The organism is Pseudomonadota bacterium (genome assembly GCA_030860485.1).
GTDB lineage: Bacteria > Pseudomonadota > Gammaproteobacteria > JACCXJ01 > JACCXJ01 > JACCXJ01.
The window spans coordinates 1-16,650 of sequence record JALZID010000290.1 but is presented as its reverse complement, the minus strand read 5'-3'; the positions used below and the strand labels follow the sequence as shown (position 1 = coordinate 16,650).

Sequence of the window (16,650 nt, the reverse complement as noted above, 5' to 3'; positions counted from 1 at the left end):
CCCCGTGTCATGGTTCCAGGTCCTCCTCTTCGAATCGCTCGCCGTGCAAGCGCCAGGAACGCAGCTCCGGCACGCCCTCCGCGGTGACCGACAGGATCAAATACGACCAGCCCTCCCACGCCCCGTTGCGGTCGGTCTCCGAAGGTCGGGCGGGATGGTCGGGGTGGGAATGCCAGACGCCTACCACCGTGAGCCCGAGCGCCCGCGCCCGTTCTTCCGCGCGCAGGTGGCCCCGGGGGTCGAGGTCGTAGCGGTCCCCGGGCCGTTCGCGGTTGAGGTTCACGGCCGCCACGGCCTCATGGACCCGTACCCCATCCGGGCCCGCCTGCCCGAGCAAAAGACCACAGGTCTCGTTGGGATAGCCTGCCCGCACCACGGAGCGGAGATGGGCACGGACCGCCTCGGGGAGCTGCAGCGTCGCCATCGTTCGATGCGATCGTCACGATGGGAATAGTATACGAAGATTACTCGCGTATTATACTGCGGCGAAGTGGCGACCAGGAGCCCGATGCAGCCCCCGCCCCCCGAGAGCGAGGAGGAACTGCGCCTACGCGCCCGGCGGCTCGCGGGCTGGACACTTTCGGATCTGGCCGCCCATCTGGGCGAGCGCGCCCCCCTCGATCTCAGGCGCGCCAAAGGTTGGGTGGGCGAGGCGCTGGAGCGCGCGCTCGGCGCCACCTCGGGCTCGCAGCCGGAGCCGGATTTCCCGCATCTCGGGATCGAGCTCAAAAGCATCCCGGTCGGCCATGACGGACTGCCGCGGGAATCGACCTATGTCTCGATCGTACCCCTCATAGGCCACGCGGGATTGCTTTGGGAGGGATCGCTCTTGCGCCGCAAGCTCTGCCGGGTGCTGTTCATCCCGGTCGAGGGCGCGCGCGACATCCCGGTGCCCCTGCGCCGCATCGGCTCGCCGCTCCTGTGGAGCCCGATACCGGAAGAGGAGGCGGTGCTGCGCCGCGACTTCGAGGAATTGATGGAGATGGTGTGTCTCGGCGAGGTCGAGCGCATCTCCGCGCATTACGGCACCTACCTCCAGATCCGACCCAAGGCCGCCAACGCGCGGGCGCGTACGGCTTGTGTCGGCACCGATGGCCGTGCCATCGAGACCCTGCCGCGCGGGTTCTATCTGCGCGCGACGTTCACGGCCGGGCTACTGCGCCGCCATTTCCTTTTGCCCTGACCGGCCGCACCGTCCATCCGTGCTATCCTTCGCCGCCAACCCTAGGCAACGTCATCGCCAAGCAACGTCATCTCCAGGGCACGCCACCCATGTCGCAGCATCAGGCCGTCGAGCCTCGTTCATCGGTCGCCTGGCGCGATTATTACGCGCTCTGCAAGCCCCGGGTGGTGGCGCTCATCGTGCTGACCGCGGTGGCCGGGATGCTGGTCGCGAGCCCGGGCGAGGTGCCGCTCCAGGCGCTTCTGTGCGGCACCCTCGGCATCGCGCTCGCGGCGGCCTCGGCGGCGGTGATCAACCAGGTCGCCGATCACCGCATCGATGCGCTCATGTCCCGCACCCGCTGGCGGCCCCTGCCACAGGGGACCCTCGATAAGTCCAGGGCGCTCTGGTTTGCCGCGGTGCTGGGGGTGGCGGCGATGGGCCTCCTCGGGTTCTATGTCAACGTCTTGACCGCGGTATTGACCCTCCTCTCGCTCATCGGCTATGCGGTGATCTATACGATGTTCTTGAAGCGCGCCACGCCCCAGAACATCGTGATCGGCGGTGCCGCCGGGGCGGCCCCGCCGGTGCTCGGTTGGACCGCCGTGACGGGGAGCGTGGACCCGCACGCGCTGTTGCTGTTTCTCATCATCTTCGCCTGGACCCCGCCGCATTTCTGGTCGCTCGCCATCTACCGCCGCGGGGACTACGCAGAGGCCGAGATCCCGATGCTGCCCATCACCCACGGCCTCGACTACACGCGCTTGCAGATCCTGCTCTATACGATAGTGCTGACGGTGGTGAGCCTCTTACCATTCGCGACCTATATGAGCGGCCTCTGGTACCTCGCGGGTGTGCTCGTCCTCGACGCCGGTTTCCTGTATCACGCGATCCGCATGCAGCGCGACCACGACGACCGCCTGGCGATGAAGACCTTCGGTTATTCGATCTATTATCTGGCGTTCCTGTTCCTGTTGCTGGTCGCGGATCGTTATTGGTATCTGTACCACCCCGGATGAGCAGCCCCGCGGTCACTTATCGGGCGCCGATGTCCAAAGAGGAACCGCCGCGCTGGCTGTGGCTGTGGTTCCCGCCGCTCCTCTTGATCCTGGAATTGGGCGTTCGGGCCTATAGTGGAGCGGCCCACACCCGCTGGTTCGATCACGAGTTGGGGGTGGTCGAGTTGGCCACGCCCCTGTGCTCGGCGCTCGGGGTCGTCGCCGGGATCGCGGCCTTGCGTCATCGGACCCGTCTCCCGACGGGGTGGCTCCAGGGCTGGGTAGCGCTCGTCACCCTGGCCTGCGTGTATCTGGCCGGCGAAGAGCTGAGTTGGGGCCAGCACCTCTTCGGCTGGTCCACACCCGAGTCGCTCATGGCCGCCAACGACCAGGGCGAGACCAACCTACACAACATCAGCAGTTGGTTCGATCAAAAACCGCGACTGCTGCTCGAGCTGTTCGTGCTCTACGGCGGGATCATTCATGTGCTCCTGCAGCGTGGCGACGTGCAAAAGGGCGACTGGCGGGCCTGGTTCTGGCCGACCTATATCTGCCTGCCGAGCGCGCTCCTCGCCATCCTGGTGCGGATGCCTGATCGTCTGGAGGATTGGTTCGGGATCGGCCCCCTGCCGTTCGCCATCCGCTGGAGCGAACCGCAGGAGTATTACTTCGCGTTGTTCTTGTTCCTGTATCTCTTATCGATCGGATATCGGGTCCGCCGTACCGATTAGCGGATCGATCGAACCGCGACGACGCGGTACATGGGACGTGCCTACCACGATAAACCGGCGGCCGTGAAAACAGACGGTACGGCGGGAGGCGTAGACCCCCCCAACCCCCCCTTGCCAAGGGCGGGAACGGGGGGGTCGCTCGGGCCGGGCCGCTTGAGGCCGCTCTGCGATCTGCTGCCGTATCTGCTACCCTACGCCCCGATCATGGCGCTGGCCGCCGTCGTGCTGCTGGTGGCTTCCGGCGCCTTGCTGATCCTGCCCATGGCCTTCAGGCGGATCATCGACGCCGGGCTCCTGGGCCCCGAAGCCGCTGCCCTCGATCGCCCCCTCGACCGTCAGTTTCTCGCCTTGTTCGCGATCGCCGCGCTCATTGCCGTGTGCGTCGCCCTGAGACACTACCTCGTGTCGTGGCTCGGCGAGCGTGTGGTCGCCGATCTCCGCAATGCGGTCTACGCGAGAGTCATCACCTTGAGCCCGGGATTCTTCGAGGTCACTCCCATCGGGGAGGTGCTCTCCAGGCTCACGGCCGATGCGACCTTGGTCCAGTCCCTGGTCGGATCGAGCGTGTCCATCGCCTTGCGCAACGCGGTAACGCTCTGCGGCGCGCTGGTCTTGATGGGACTTACGAGCCCGCGGCTCGCGGGTCTCGTCCTCTTGCTCGTGCCCGCCGCCCTCGCGCCCTTGATGGTGCTGGGACGCCGTGCCCGGCGGTTGTCGCGTGAGAGTCAGGACCGGCTCGCCGAGGCGGGCGCGCTCGCGGGGGAGACCTTGAACGGGATCGCGACCGTGCAGGCCGCGGTGCTCGAGGGATGGTTCGCCCGCCGCATGGCCGAGCGGGTGGAGCAGGCCTTCGATGCGGCCCGGACGCGCTTTCGCAATCGCGCCGGGCTTGCCGCGCTCGCGATCATCGCCGTGTCCGGGGCCATGCTGTTCGTGCTCTTGGTGGGTGCAAGGGCGGTGCTTGCGGGGCACATGAGCGGTGGGGAGCTCGGGCAGTTCGTCCTATATGCGGGTATCGTGGCGCTCTCTACGGCGGCATTGAGCGAGGTCTTCGGCGATGTGCAGCACGCCGCCGGCGCCATGGAACGGCTGATGGAGTTGTTGCGGGCTGGATCCGAGGTGCGCGCACCCGTGCCTGCGCGGTCGCTCGTGCATCCCACGCGGGGCCGGATCGAATTCAGCGATGTGAGCTTCGCCTATGCGACCCGGCCGGAAATACCCGCGCTCAGGGGCTTCGATTTGACCGTGGAGCCGGGGGAGACGGTGGCGCTCGTCGGGCCCTCGGGTGCCGGAAAGACCACGGTGTTTCGCCTGCTCCTACGGTTCTACAACCTCGGGGCGGGCAGCATCCGCCTCGATGGCATCGACATCGCGCACGCGCACCCGCAGGCGCTGCGCGAGCGCATGGCTCTGGTGCCGCAGGAACCCGTGATCTTCGCGATGGATGCGATGGAAAACATCCGTCTCGGGCGGCTCGAGGCCGGTGATCCGGAGGTGATGGCGGCAGGAAGTTTTGCTGTGGCCGACGAGTTTCTCGCGCGTCAACCCGATGGCTACCGCACCTTCCTCGGCGAGCGCGGCCTGAGGCTCTCGGTGGGTCAGCGGCAGCGCATCGCGATCGCGCGCGCCATCCTGAGAAACCCGCCCATCCTGCTCTTGGACGAGGCCACCAGCGCGCTCGATGCCGAGAGCGAACGGCTCGTGCAATCAGCCCTGGCCGGGCTCATGGAAGGCCGCACGACGATCGTCATCGCGCACCGCCTGGCGACGGTGCGCCGGGCCGATCGCATCGTGGTCCTGGATCGCGGGGAGATCGTGGCGGTCGGTACCCACGCAACCTTGGTGCGTCAGGGCGGCTTGTACGCGCGGCTAGCGGCCCTCCAGTTCGGCGGAAAGCGCGGCGGGGCCAAAGGAAAACACTTGGGCGGGATATCGGTATGAGCGGCGTAGGCGCTTATTTGAAGAGGGCCGGTGGTCCGTGCCGGTCTGCAAAGCGACGGGCCGAATCGCGCGTTGGGCGGCGAAAGCGTCGGGAGGCATCGCGCGGATGGCGCTCGAACAGAAACAAGGCCGGTTCTCTGACGATCCCCGGCCTTGTGAGCGCTGCCGCGAGAGACCGCGGCCGCTTACTTGGTTTTGCGCTTCGCGGCCGTCTTAGGGGCGGCCCGGCCCGCGGGTTTCGCGGTCTTGGCCGCCGGTTTGGCCGGCTTTTTCGCGCTGGCTGCTGTCTTTGCCATGATTCTCTCCAAGGGTTGAAGGAACTCCATAGCGGTCCGTGCCCGTGCATCGATCCGTGACGACAGCCCTGTTGATACAAAGGGCGGATCGATGCGAGTTACGGCCGGTTGTTCACCTGTTTTCGTCCGTTGACACCGTAACCCTTTTATTATTAAAGCACAGCATGTGCCCGGATCAAGGGGTAAGCGGGCAAGCTGGTGAGAAATACGGGGCCAGGAGGACGCCGCGATCGGGTGGACGGACTAGGGCTGCGCGTGTACCCGTCATTCCTGTTTGACGGTTGCCGCCTTCCTCGCGCGTTCCAATACGGTTCGCGACGGCGGCCCAACAGGTCCAATCTGTTAGCTATCGGTCGCGGGTCTCGGAGCGATGACCGCATCGAGGATGGGGCGGGCGGATGATATTGGCGAGGGGGAAGAGCGTGATGACGACCTTACAACGACTACAAGACCTCTTGGTCAAACGCTTCGATCTGGAGCGCAAAGATCTCGATCCCGCTGCATCGCTGGAGCAGCTCGGCCTCGATTCCATGGGCACCATCGATCTGATGTTTCAGGTCGAAGACGAATTCGGGGTGACCTTTCCGCGCGACGCGAACGCGCTCAAGACCGTGCAGGATGTCGTGGACTGCATCGAATGCCTGCTGGCCGATCCCGCGGCGGTCGATTCCGCCACGGCGGTCGATCCCGATCGGGGGCCTGTGCCTTGAGGCGGGTCGTGGTGACCGGGATGGGCGTGATCTCCCCGCTCGGGAACAGCCCCGCGGCGTTCTTTGAAAACCTCCTGGCCGGCGTCTCCGGGGTCCGGCGTCTCCCGGACGAGCTCCGGAAGCGGCTCTCCGTGACGGTGGCGGCGCCGGCGGCGTTGGACGCAGCCCGGCATTTCAGCGAGCCGCGACTGCGGATCCTGGACCGCGCCAGCCAGTTCGCGATCGTCGCCGCCGGCCAGGCGCTATTCGATTCGGGACTCGATCTCGCGGCCGAGGACCGCGACCGCATCGGGGTGTATCTCGGCACCGGCATGGGCGGGGCCGAGACCACCGATGAGGGCTACGCGACCTTTTATGGTAGGGGCTCGGATCGGGTCCGGCCCTATACGGTGCTCATGTCCATGAACAACGCCCCCGCCTCATGGATCGCGCTGGAGCACGGGCTCGGGGGTCCGAACATCACCTACTCGACCGCCTGCTCTTCGTCGGCCGTGGCGGTGGGTGAGGCCTACCGGTTGATACGGCGCGGAGAGGCGGAGGTGATGTTCGCGGGGGGCAGCGAAGCGCCCTTGACACAAGGGACGCTCAAGGCCTGGGATGCCCTGCGCACCCTGGCCATCGAAGATCCCGATGACCCGGCGCGTTCGTGTAAACCCTTCGCCAAGGACCGCACCGGGCTCGTGCTCGGCGAAGGGGCGGCGGTCCTCCTGCTCGAATCCCTGGACCATGCCCGGAAGCGCGGCGCCCCGATCCGGGGCGAGATCGGGGGTTACGGTCTGTGCACCGATTGCCGCCACATCACGCGGCCCTCGGTCGCGGCCCAGGCGCGCGCCATGCGTCTGGCGCTCGCGGATGGGGTGGCCACCCCGGCGGACGTCGACTATATCAACGCCCACGGCACCGGCACCCTGCAGAACGACCTCGTCGAGACCCAGGCGATCAAAGAGGTCTTCGGCGATCGCGCCCGCCGTATCCCGGTGAGCGCGACCAAATCGATGCACGGCCATCTGCTCGGCGCCGCCGGGGCCATGGAGCTGGTGGCGACCTTCATGGCCGTGCGTCGCGGCGCGATCCCGCCCACCATCAACCTGCGCGTCCCGGATCCGGAATGCGATCTCGATTATGTGAGGGACCGCAGCCGTGAGCGTGTGGATATCGGATTGGCGCTCTCCAACTCCTTTGCCTTCGGCGGCACCAACGCCGTCCTGGTGGCGCGGGCGATGGATTGAGGCACCGGCCTTCGCCCCCCATTGTTCCCGTTCACCTGCCTCCGTTCACCGGGCCGGCGGCTCCTGGTTCCATGGCAGCTTGCGGTAACCCGCGACGTCGCCTTCGCCGATGAACGGGTGCTTGATGATGTCGAAGTACGGCGAGTCGTCGAAATCCTTCGGCGTGTACAGGCGCGGGTTGCGCGCATAGAGGCGGATCTGTCCCGCCCAGCCGGGGAGCACCGGGTAGTTCACGCCCTGGAAGGCCTCGACCAGCATCGTCGCACAGATGCAGCGGGTATTGACGCCAGGCTTGTGCGCGAACAAGGTCGAGCGCCAGCGACGCGGGAGGAGCCCATAGGGATACATGAAGCGGGCGAGGTCGAGCAACTGGCGGACATCGTAGTCATGGCCCAGGCGCTGGATGGCGTTGGCGATCACCTGCTGGGCATCCTGCCTGGAGATCAGGGACGGACGGCAGATCCGCAGGTGGTGGTCGCGGTAGTGGTTGAGCGGCGCCACCACCGTGCCGCGTCCCGCCAGGGCCTCGATCAGCAACTGCGCACTGGGGTCGCCCTTGTAGAACCTGGCGACGTGCTCGCGCAGCGCGGGGCCGTCGATGTCGTGCAAGCGCCCGATGTACAGCGCCGAGTGCGTCCAGGGGCTCAGGGTGATGGTCTTGACGATCTCGCTCAGCCGGGTCTGACCTCCGACCAGGAGGACGTCACAGGGCCTGAGCTCGTAGCTAAGGCGCTCGAAGTCGATGAAAGGACCCTCGCCGCCCGGTTTTTCCCGGGTCAGCCAGGCCACCACCCGGGCCCAGATCCAACGCTGAACGGCGGTAATCATCTGTCGTAACCCACGCCCCGGCCCGCCCGCCCGGGAGTTTGCGTGACCGGCGTCGTGGTCCGGTGCGCGCGTGTGGTCGATCGATGGTGTATAGTTCTCGCAAATGGCAAGACACCACACCGGGAGAATTGTAAACATAAGCCGGTCTTTCCGCTAAGGCGGCATTGTCAGACCGGCCCGGCGGCAGGCTGGCGGGGCGATCAGGACGGAGGCGAGGATGGGCGGGCCGCTGCGCCGGTTCGTCTTGGTAACGGCAGGCACTCCGATGACAAGTCATGGGATTTGGGTGGAATCCGGATTGCCCACGGTGGTGGTGATCGACGATAGCGCGGCCGTGAGAGGCTACTTTGAGCTCTGCATGGGGCCGCTCGCAGTCGACGTCAAGTCCTACCCGTCCGCCTCGGCTTCCCTGGAATACCTCTCCGGCGGCAGTGCGGCCCTGATCTTTCTAGATATCATCATGCCCGGCAAGGACGGGCTGACGTTCCTGGAGGACTTGCGCAACCACCCCTTGCACCGCGACACCCCGGTGGTGGTGATGAGCTCCAAGGACTACCGCCAGGACAAGGGCATCGCGAGGCAGCTCGGGGCCGAGTATGTCACCAAGCCGGTCGCCTCACGCACCATTCAGGACCTGGTGATCCAGCTCGCGAGGGCGGAACCGAGGGGCGCCGCGCAGGGCGCATGAGCGGGGCCTACCTGCGATTCCGGGGTGTGCGCGGCTCGCACGCGGTCCCCGCCGCGAGCCACATGGGGGTGGGCGGAAACACCTCCTGTGTCGAGTTGCGCGCCGATGACCACCTGCTCATCTGCGATGCCGGGACCGGGATCATCCCGCTCGGCGAGGACTTGATAGGGGGCGGCACGCCGCGCGAGGCGTTGGTTGTCGTCACCCATTACCACTGGGACCATATCTGTGGCCTGCCCTTCTTCCAGCCGGCCTTCGACCCGGTCTGGCGCCTGTGCTTCTTCGGTCCCGGCAGGGACGCGAACCAGATCCGGCGGCGCCTCTCCGATCAGATGCGCGCCCCCTATTTTCCGGTACAGACCGAGCACTGGATGGCCGCGACCCGTTATCTCGATCCGAACGATGGCGGCCTGCGCCACGGCCCGTTCCGGATCCATTATGATCATGTCCACCATCCGGGGGCGACTTACGGGTATCGCATCGAGGTAGCGGGGAAGACCATCGTCTATGTCTCCGACAACGAATGCGGGTTTCTGTCGAGATCGATCGAGGACCGCGTCCATGAATTCCCGGATGCCGAGCGCGATCATCTACGCCGCATCGAGAGCGAGGAGCGCGCCCGCGAGCTGGCCTTGCTGCAGGGCGCCGACGTCTTGATCCACGATGCGCAGTACACCCCGGATCAATACCGCCGGAAACGCGGCTGGGGTCACTCGTGCTTCGTGGATACCGTCAACCTGGCGATCGATGCCGAGGTCCAGGCCTTATATCTCTATCACCACGACCCTTCGGCGACCGATGGCGCCCTGCACCGGATCCATGACGAGGCGCTCGCCGTCATCGCGGATCGGCGCTCGCCCCTCGTCTGCCACCTGGCCCAGGAGGGATTGACGGTGGATCTCGGGTCGGGCGGTACGTGATGCGTGTCGTCCTCAAAATTTTTATTAATCCAATATTTCAGGACATCACGCCGGATTGCGCGCCGTGCAGATCATAGTGAACGGCAGGGAACGGGAGCTGCCCGAGGGTCTGACCTTGGCCGGCCTCCTCGCGGCCCTGGGCGTTCGAGGTCGGTTCGCGGTGGAGGTCAACGGCGAGATCGTTCCGCGCGGCCGGTATGCGGCCGATCCCCTGAAAGAGAGCGATCGGGTGGAGGTGGTCCGCGCCATCGGCGGCGGATGAGAGTTTGTGAAAAAACCTAGTCAAAGACATTTGAAGTTTCGGGTACCTCGACAAGCTCCCATTCCCTCCGGCAGCGCCGGGAAACTCCCTCCCCTGTCCGTGCTTTTTGCGGACGGGGGAGGGTGGGGGTGGGGGTCAGCGCTACACGCGCTGACCAAACCCTTTCCTGACCGCAGCTTTACCCCCACCCTACCCTCCCCCGCTCCGCAGGGGAGGGGAGCGGAATCTCGCTCCCTGGCTACACCGAGAGGGTGGAGTGACGGGATCATTGGAAGGACGAAGGCCAGGATGGGGGTTGAGTCCCTCAGAACTATGCGACGCTCGACCCCCACCCTCGCCCTCCCCCTCCCAGGGGGAGGGAATAAGATTGTGCCCTCCCCCTGCCGGGGGGAGGGAATAGCACCGTGATCGAAGACCGGCTGGTCATCGCCGGCGTCCCCTATCGGTCCCGGCTCCTCATCGGCACCGGCAAGTATCGCGACCTCGAGGAGACGCGGCGCGCCGTCGACGCAAGCTGTGCGGAGATCGTAACCGTAGCGCTCCGCCGCACCAACATCGGACAGGATCCGGGCGAGCCCAATCTCCTCGATGTGCTCCCGCCGACCCGCTATACCATCCTGCCCAACACGGCCGGCTGTTATGACGCCCCATCGGCGATCCGCACCTGCCGCCTCGCCCGCGAGTTGCTGGAAGGCCATGCGCTCGTGAAGTTGGAGGTGCTGGGCGATGAGAAGACGTTGTTTCCGGATATCCCCGCGACCCTTGCGGCCGCCGAGGTGCTGGTGGGCGAGGGCTTCGAGGTGATGGTGTACACCAACGACGACCCGATCATGGCCAAGCGTTTCGAGCGCATCGGCTGCGTCGCCGTGATGCCGCTCGCCGCCCCCATCGGCTCGGGGCTCGGGATCCGCAATCCGTATAACATCCGCACCATCGTCGAGAACGCCACGGTCCCGATCCTGGTCGACGCCGGGGTCGGTACCGCCTCCGATGCCGCCATCGCCATGGAGCTCGGGTGCGACGGGGTGTTGATGAACACCGCCATCGCGGGGGCGAAGGACCCGGTCCTGATGGCGAGTGCCATGTGCAAGGCGGTGGCGGCCGGCCGCGAGGCCTATCGGGCCGGACGCATCCCCCGGCGCGCCTACGCCAGCGCTTCCTCGCCGATCGACGGGTTGTTTTTTTGACCGCCGAGGCGCGCGCCCACGCGAGCTCCAGGCGGCGCCCCGTGCGGAGCTTCGTACGCCGCGAGGGCCGCATCACCGAGGCTCAGCGCCGGGCGCTCGAAACCCTATCCTCTTGCTACGAGGTGCCGGGTGGTGAGGGCGTCCTCGACCTTGCCGCCCTGTTCGGGCGCGAGGCCGAGCGCTATCTGGAGATCGGCTGCGGGGCCGGAGAGACCCTGGTGGCCCTGGCCGCGCGCCACCCCGAGAACGACTACCTCGGGGTCGAGGTGTACCGGCCGGGCCTCGGGCGTCTTATGCGCGACATCGCCGCCGCCGCGCTGGTCAATGTCCGCGTGCTCGCGGACGACGCCGCCGAGGCACTTGCCGAGCGCGTCCCGGACCGGGCCCTTTCCGGCGTCTACCTCTTCTTTCCCGACCCCTGGCCCAAGTCGCGCCATCACAAACGCCGCTTGATCCAACCCCCGTTTGCCAGGCTTCTGCGGGAGAAACTCCGGCCCCATGGACTCGTCTTCGTGGCCACGGACTGGGAGAATTATGCCCTGCATATCCTGTCGGTGATGTCCGGCGAGGCGGGTTTCGTGAACCTGGCCGGGACCGCCGCCTTCGCCCCGAGACCATGCTGGCGCCCGCTCACCCGCTATGAGCAGCGGGCTCGCCGACGCGGGCACGTCGTGCGGGACATGGTGTTCGCGCCGGCTTGAGGGGCGAGGCGGATTGAGCCTGTCGTCCAGTGGACGACAGCCCGCCGAGCGGGCGGCCCCTCCAGGAAAGCCCTGAGCTGCCTCAGCGCGCACAGTCGCGTCTCGTTCATGTCGATCACCATGGCATGATGGGACCAGGCTCATACCTCGTTGGAAACACCCCCACGTCCAGCCTCATACCATGTTGGAAAAGACTGGCTTGGCGTTCATCGACGAGCGCGGCCGGGCGGGGTGCTTGCCGTGATCGCTTGCTCTTGGGCATAGCGGGCTTCCTCCGGGGGCACGATGCGCGAACCTCGTGCCCGATGACCCCGGCGCTGGGCATTCAACTTTGTAAGGCGTCCAAGGTAAGATAGTCGAATCCGAATTCGCCGTGATGACAGCTTCTAGGCTAACTCCAATACATTGCGCACTACTACCGTCCTGAGGAATCCGCCTTTGGCATTTATTCTAGTCCCTCTTGTCATGTTCCTTACCTTCATAAAGAGGACCTTTGACTGTCACCAATGACGACCCGCCGTGCTACGAAGTTAACGACTACAAATCACTGGTGTTCATGGAGAACGCCGGGGGAGTGCAGTATGATACTGCGCGTGCGTTGAACGACCCGCTATTGAGCAGGACGTCAATAGCTGGCCGGGTTATCTATCCAAAATCAGGAGGCAAGAGTATGAATAATACCAAGGGCATTTTGCTGGCCACCGCTGTCTGCGGTATTATTCGTGAGCAGTCCCTTACTTGCGCAAGACGTCCACCCCGCCGCCGAAGGAAAGGTTAAATGCGGCGGCGTTAACGCATGCAAAGGCAAAGCGGAGTGTAATACCGCAGCCGATCTGAGCGGCTGCAAAGGAAAAACGAGTGCGCCGGGAAAGGTTGGATATCGCTGACCAAGGAGGAGTGTAAGGCCAAGGGCGGTACGGTGGCCGAATAAGGACGGAAAAACCACGAACAAGGCGGGGCGGTTCTACCCCGCCTTTTTCTGCCCATAGGAATCAGCGGTGGTAGCGGACAAACTTGGTGCGGACGATCTGATAGGGCCGGAAAAGATAGGTCAAGGGAATGCTCCAGGCGTGGACCAGCCGGGTGAAGGGGAACAGCAGGAAGACCGTCATGCCGAAGAACAGGTGCACCTTGTAGATCAGGTCTACTTCGGAGAGTAGCGCCGGATCGGGTCGGAAGGTGGCGATGCCCTGGGCCCATTCGGCCAGCAACACCATCGCCGTGGCATTGCCGTTGAGCGCGTGCTGGAGCGACCAGGGGATCGTGGAAAGGCCCAGGCCGAGGGTCACCAGCAGCCAATCGAGGATGAACATGTCCATGAAGCGCGACGTGGCGCGCACCCTCGGGTTAAACATGCGGCGCCGCCACAGGATCACCCCCCCGAGCATGCTGAGGACGCCAAACAGCGCCCCGGCGCCGGATGGCCAGGGACTGGTGCGCGAGGTCAGAGACGCCGACCGCCAACCAGACCGAATGGGGGGTCAGGAGTCCCAGAAAGTGGCCGGCAAAGAGCGCCAGGATACCGATGTGGAAGAGGTTGCTGCCCAGGCGTAACTGCTCACGCGCCAGCAACTGGCTGGAATCGGCTTTCCAGGTGTATTGCTCGCGGTCGAAACGGATGACGCTGCCCAAGAAAAAGACGCTCAACGCGATGTAGGGGTAAACGCCGAAGAGGAACTGGTGTAGATACATGAGCTGAAAATACCGCAATAGCTATTGATTGGCCGCCGCCCGCGCTTGATCTCGATTTCCGCGAGGGGCTTCATGAGCCACCGCTTCCGCGAGTCGGCCTTGCCGCTCGACGATGTGTAGCAACAGGGCATAAGGGCTTTCCATGTTTTCCAGATTCCGCGCGAGTAACGCCGCTACCTCGACGGCTTGGTGCAAGAACTGCCGTGCGTTTTGTTCATCTGGCAAGGTCGAGACGTATTCGAGCAACAGCGGCAGATAATCAGGGAGCTCACCCTTTTCGATGGTATAGCCCTGAGCCTGGAAGTATTCGCTGAGCTTGACGAGCGCCGGGCCGCGCGCCCGGTCTTGCTCCTCGAAGAGATGATGGGTCAGATACAGCGCGTTGTCGGGTTTGAGGTCGAAGGTCTTGACGTAGTGCTCCTGAAGCTCGGTGAGCGGTAGAGTCTGCGCCCAGGCGATAAAATTCAACAGCGACTGCTGGTCCTCGGGCGTGGATTGTTCCAAGCCACCGATCATCTTCTCGATCTCCGCCAGGTGTTCCGGAAGCTCCGCGTTCGGATACTCCAGAAGCACGGAGAGTAGCTTATAGATCCGCATCACTCGGCCGCGGTCTTTTCGGTCAGGCCCGTCCGCGGGGCGGCCGGCTTGGCCCTGGGGATGAACTGCATGGCCTTGACGTCGACGCTCTGCTTGCGCTTCTCCGGAAAGAGCGAGAAACCGTCGTGCCCCGCGACGCTGCAACTGTCGTTGCCGAAGGTATAGCCCATCTGCCCCTGGAAGGCATGGGAGTCCTCGTGGCGCAGCTCGTCGTGGCTGGTCGGGATGACGTAACGGTCTTCGTACTTCGAGAGCGCCATGTAGCGGTACATCTCCTTCACCTGCGCCTCCGTTAGGCCCACTTCTTCGAGGATTCTGATGTCCGGTTTGCCTTCTACCTCTACCGATCGATAGTACTGGCGCATGGCGATCATGCGCTTCAATCCGCGCACGATCGGGGCCTCGGCACCGGCGGTGAGCAGGTTCGCGAGGTACTTGATCGGCATCCGCAGCATCTCGACCTTGGGGATCACGTGCTCTGGATCGGTGGGGATCGCGCACTGATCGATGCCCTGCTGCACCGGGGAGAGCGGCGGGACGTACCAGACCATCGGCAGGGTGCGGAACTCGGGATGGATCGGGAAGGCGACCTGCCATTCGATCACGAGCTTGTAGATGGGTGATTTCTGTGCTGCCTCGATCCACGAATCCGGGATCCCGTCTAGTCGAGCCTGCACCGCCACCGCGGGGTCATTGGGATCGAGAAAGATCCTCATCTGCGCCTCGTACAGGTCTTGCTCGTTCTCGACCGCGGCCGCCTCACTGATGCGATCGGCATCGTAGAGGATGATGCCGTTGAAGCGGACGCGGCCCACACAGGACTCCGAGCACACGGTCGGCAATCCCGACTCCCAGCGCGGGTAACAAGCGGTGCACTTCTCGGCCTTGCCGGATTCCCAGTTGTAGAACACCTTCTTGTAGGGGCAGCTCGAGACGCACATGCGCCAGCTTCGGCACTTATTTTGATCTACCAGCACAATGCCGTCTTCCTCGCGTTTGTACATGGAGCCCGAGGGGCAAGCGGCCACACAGGAGGGGTTGAGGCAGTGGTTGCAGATCCTCGGCAAGTACATCAGGAAGGACTGTTCGAACTCGGCGTAGATGTCCTTCTCGACGCCCTCGAAGTTCCGGTCCTGGGCGCGATTCTCGAACTCGCCTGCCAGATCATCCTCCCAGTTCGGCCCCCACTCGATCTTCTCCATCGGGCGGCCGTCGATCTGCGAGCGTGGCCGGGCGGTGGGCGCGGCCTCGGCGAGCGGGCTCGTCTGCAGATGGGCGTAGTCGTAGGTGAAGGGCTCGTAGTAGTCGTCGATCTCCGGCAGATCGGGATTCATGAACAGGTTCATGAGCCGCTTGAGGCGGCCGCCGGCCTTAAGCTCGAGCTGGCCGTCCTTCACCGCCCACCCGCCGTTCCACTTGGCCTGGTCCTCCCAATTCTTGGGATAGCCAATGCCGGGTTTGGATTCGACGTTGTTGAACCAGGCGTATTCCATGCCCTTGCGGTTGGTCCAGACGTTCTTGCAGGTCACCGAACAGGTGTGGCATCCGATGCACTTGTCCAGGTTCATGACCATCGCGAAATTGGCGCGGACTTTCATTTTAAGCGATCTCCTCTGCTATAGTGCCGGAGGCCATAACCCCAGTCATGGCTTTGCCCACCTCGACGCGCTCGCGTGCCGCGAGCGGCAAAGGTTGCGGCGCCGCCTCCATGTCCCTGATCCCCGGCGGGTTCAACTGGCGCTCGCGTTCGGGGGTCAGCGGCCGCTCCAGCCAGTCGATAGCGGCGTCCTCGATTTTATGCAGGATGACGTATTCATCCCGCTGCGAGCCGACGGTGCCGTAGTAGTTGAAGCCATAGCTCAACTGCGCGTAGCCCCCGATCATGTGGGTGGGCTTGACCACCACCCGCGTGACGCTGTTCAGGATCCCGCCGCGCTTGCCGGTGGTGTTGGAACCCGGCACGTTCACGATCTTCTCCTGGGCGTGGTACATCATCGCCATGCCTTGCGGGATCCGCTGGCTCAGCACCACGCGCGCCACCGTGGCGCCGTTGACGTTCAAGGCCTCGACCCAGTCGTTGTCCTTAAGTCCGATGGATTTCGCGTCCGCCTCCGAGACCCATACCACCGGGCCGCCGCGGAAGAGCGTCAGCATGCGCAGGTTGTCGTTGAAGGTCGAGTGGATCCCCCACTTGCTGTGGGGCGTGATCCAGTTGAGCAGGAGATGGGGCTTGGCACGGACCCGCTCGGCGACGCCCTCGGTGGCCCGCAGATCCGCCGCCGGGCGGAAGGTGCAGAAGCCCTCGCCGAAATCCAGCATCCACTCGTGATCCTGGTAGAAGTGCGCCCGACCGGTTAGGGTACGGAATGGGATGCGCTCGTGGATATTGGTATAGCCCGCGTTGTAGCTGACCTTCTCCGATTCCACCCCGCTCCAGGTCGGGGCGGTGATGATCTTGCGCGGCTGCACCACCAGATCCTTGAAGCTCATCTTGTCCTCGCGGCGCGCCTTCGAGAGATGCGTATGGTCCGTACCGGTCTTCTTGCCCAGGGCTTCCCAGCCCTTGTGCGCGACCTCGCCGTTGGTCTCGGGCGCGAGCATCAGGATCGCATCGCAGACGTGGATGTCGTCCTGGAGGGATGGCATGCCTTGCGTGATTCCCGGCTCGGCGATGGCGCCGTTCTGGACCTTGAGGCGCTCATACTCTT

The 16,650-nt window shown here is 64.8% G+C and carries 15 protein-coding genes and 2 pseudogenes; 11 read left to right on the top strand and 6 right to left on the bottom strand.

Going from position 1 to position 16,650, the window contains the following annotated elements:
• Positions 1-7: 7 nt before the first annotated feature.
• Positions 8-424, bottom strand: coding sequence for a M67 family metallopeptidase (locus M3461_17995; protein MDQ3776103.1), 417 nt, complete (start codon positions 422-424; stop codon positions 8-10).
• 84 nt (positions 425-508) lie between these two features.
• On the opposite strand from M3461_17995, the gene mutH reads away from it, so the two are divergent.
• The 6 genes from mutH (at position 509) to M3461_17965 (ending at position 7,067) form a co-directional block, all read left to right on the top strand.
• Positions 509-1,183 (top strand): DNA mismatch repair endonuclease MutH, encoded by a 675-nt coding sequence (gene mutH, locus M3461_17990; GenBank protein MDQ3776102.1) that lies wholly within the window; start codon positions 509-511, stop codon positions 1,181-1,183.
• Between the two features lie 89 nt (positions 1,184-1,272).
• On the top strand, positions 1,273-2,181 hold the full coding sequence (gene cyoE, locus M3461_17985; GenBank protein ID MDQ3776101.1) for a heme o synthase: 909 nt from the start codon (positions 1,273-1,275) through the stop codon (positions 2,179-2,181).
• A 29-nt stretch (positions 2,182-2,210) separates the two neighbouring features.
• Entirely contained in the window at positions 2,211-2,891 is a 681-nt protein-coding gene (locus M3461_17980) for a hypothetical protein (protein MDQ3776100.1), read from the top strand.
• A gap of 63 nt (positions 2,892-2,954) precedes the next feature.
• Positions 2,955-4,832, top strand: a complete 1,878-nt coding sequence (locus tag M3461_17975; GenBank protein MDQ3776099.1) for an ABC transporter transmembrane domain-containing protein — start codon at positions 2,955-2,957, stop codon at positions 4,830-4,832.
• A gap of 721 nt (positions 4,833-5,553) precedes the next feature.
• Positions 5,554-5,838, top strand: a complete 285-nt coding sequence (locus M3461_17970; protein ID MDQ3776098.1) for an acyl carrier protein — start codon at positions 5,554-5,556, stop codon at positions 5,836-5,838.
• Complete coding sequence (locus tag M3461_17965; GenBank protein MDQ3776097.1) at positions 5,835-7,067, top strand: beta-ketoacyl-[acyl-carrier-protein] synthase family protein; 1,233 nt, start codon at positions 5,835-5,837, stop codon at positions 7,065-7,067. Before M3461_17970 ends, M3461_17965 begins: the two co-directional genes overlap by 4 nt.
• Positions 7,068-7,112: 45 nt before the next feature.
• Here the strand turns inward: M3461_17965 and M3461_17960 are convergent, their stop codons facing one another.
• Positions 7,113-7,895, bottom strand: coding sequence for a hypothetical protein (locus tag M3461_17960; GenBank protein MDQ3776096.1), 783 nt, complete (start codon positions 7,893-7,895; stop codon positions 7,113-7,115).
• A 265-nt stretch (positions 7,896-8,160) separates the two neighbouring features.
• On the opposite strand from M3461_17960, the gene M3461_17955 reads away from it, so the two are divergent.
• The 5 genes from M3461_17955 to trmB all read left to right on the top strand — a co-directional run bounded on the left by M3461_17955 (position 8,161) and on the right by trmB (position 11,653).
• Complete coding sequence (locus M3461_17955; protein MDQ3776095.1) at positions 8,161-8,583, top strand: response regulator; 423 nt, start codon at positions 8,161-8,163, stop codon at positions 8,581-8,583.
• The gene (locus M3461_17950; protein MDQ3776094.1) at positions 8,580-9,503 is read left to right on the top strand and encodes an MBL fold metallo-hydrolase; all 924 of its coding nucleotides are present in this window, start codon (positions 8,580-8,582) and stop codon (positions 9,501-9,503) included. The genes M3461_17955 and M3461_17950 overlap by 4 nt, the downstream gene beginning before the upstream one ends.
• 64 nt (positions 9,504-9,567) lie before the next feature.
• Positions 9,568-9,765 (top strand): sulfur carrier protein ThiS, encoded by a 198-nt coding sequence (thiS, locus tag M3461_17945; protein ID MDQ3776093.1) that lies wholly within the window; start codon positions 9,568-9,570, stop codon positions 9,763-9,765.
• A 404-nt stretch (positions 9,766-10,169) separates the two neighbouring features.
• Positions 10,170-10,952 carry a thiazole synthase gene (locus tag M3461_17940; GenBank protein ID MDQ3776092.1) on the top strand — a complete coding sequence of 261 codons (783 nt, stop codon included), beginning with the start codon at positions 10,170-10,172 and terminating at the stop codon, positions 10,950-10,952.
• Between the two features lie 41 nt (positions 10,953-10,993).
• On the top strand, positions 10,994-11,653 hold the full coding sequence (trmB, locus tag M3461_17935; GenBank protein ID MDQ3776091.1) for a tRNA (guanosine(46)-N7)-methyltransferase TrmB: 660 nt from the start codon (positions 10,994-10,996) through the stop codon (positions 11,651-11,653).
• A gap of 992 nt (positions 11,654-12,645) precedes the next feature.
• Here the strand turns inward: trmB and narI are convergent.
• From narI to narZ, 4 genes and pseudogenes are all read right to left on the bottom strand, one after another.
• A pseudogene (gene narI / locus M3461_17930) lies at positions 12,646-13,345 on the bottom strand (respiratory nitrate reductase subunit gamma).
• A 21-nt stretch (positions 13,346-13,366) separates the two neighbouring features.
• On the bottom strand, positions 13,367-13,942 hold the full coding sequence (narJ, locus tag M3461_17925; protein ID MDQ3776090.1) for a nitrate reductase molybdenum cofactor assembly chaperone: 576 nt from the start codon (positions 13,940-13,942) through the stop codon (positions 13,367-13,369).
• On the bottom strand, positions 13,942-15,540 hold the full coding sequence (gene narH, locus M3461_17920; protein ID MDQ3776089.1) for a nitrate reductase subunit beta: 1,599 nt from the start codon (positions 15,538-15,540) through the stop codon (positions 13,942-13,944). Before narH ends, narJ begins: the two co-directional genes overlap by 1 nt.
• Positions 15,541-15,706: 166 nt before the next feature.
• Positions 15,707-16,650 (bottom strand): annotated as a pseudogene (narZ, locus tag M3461_17915) (nitrate reductase subunit alpha).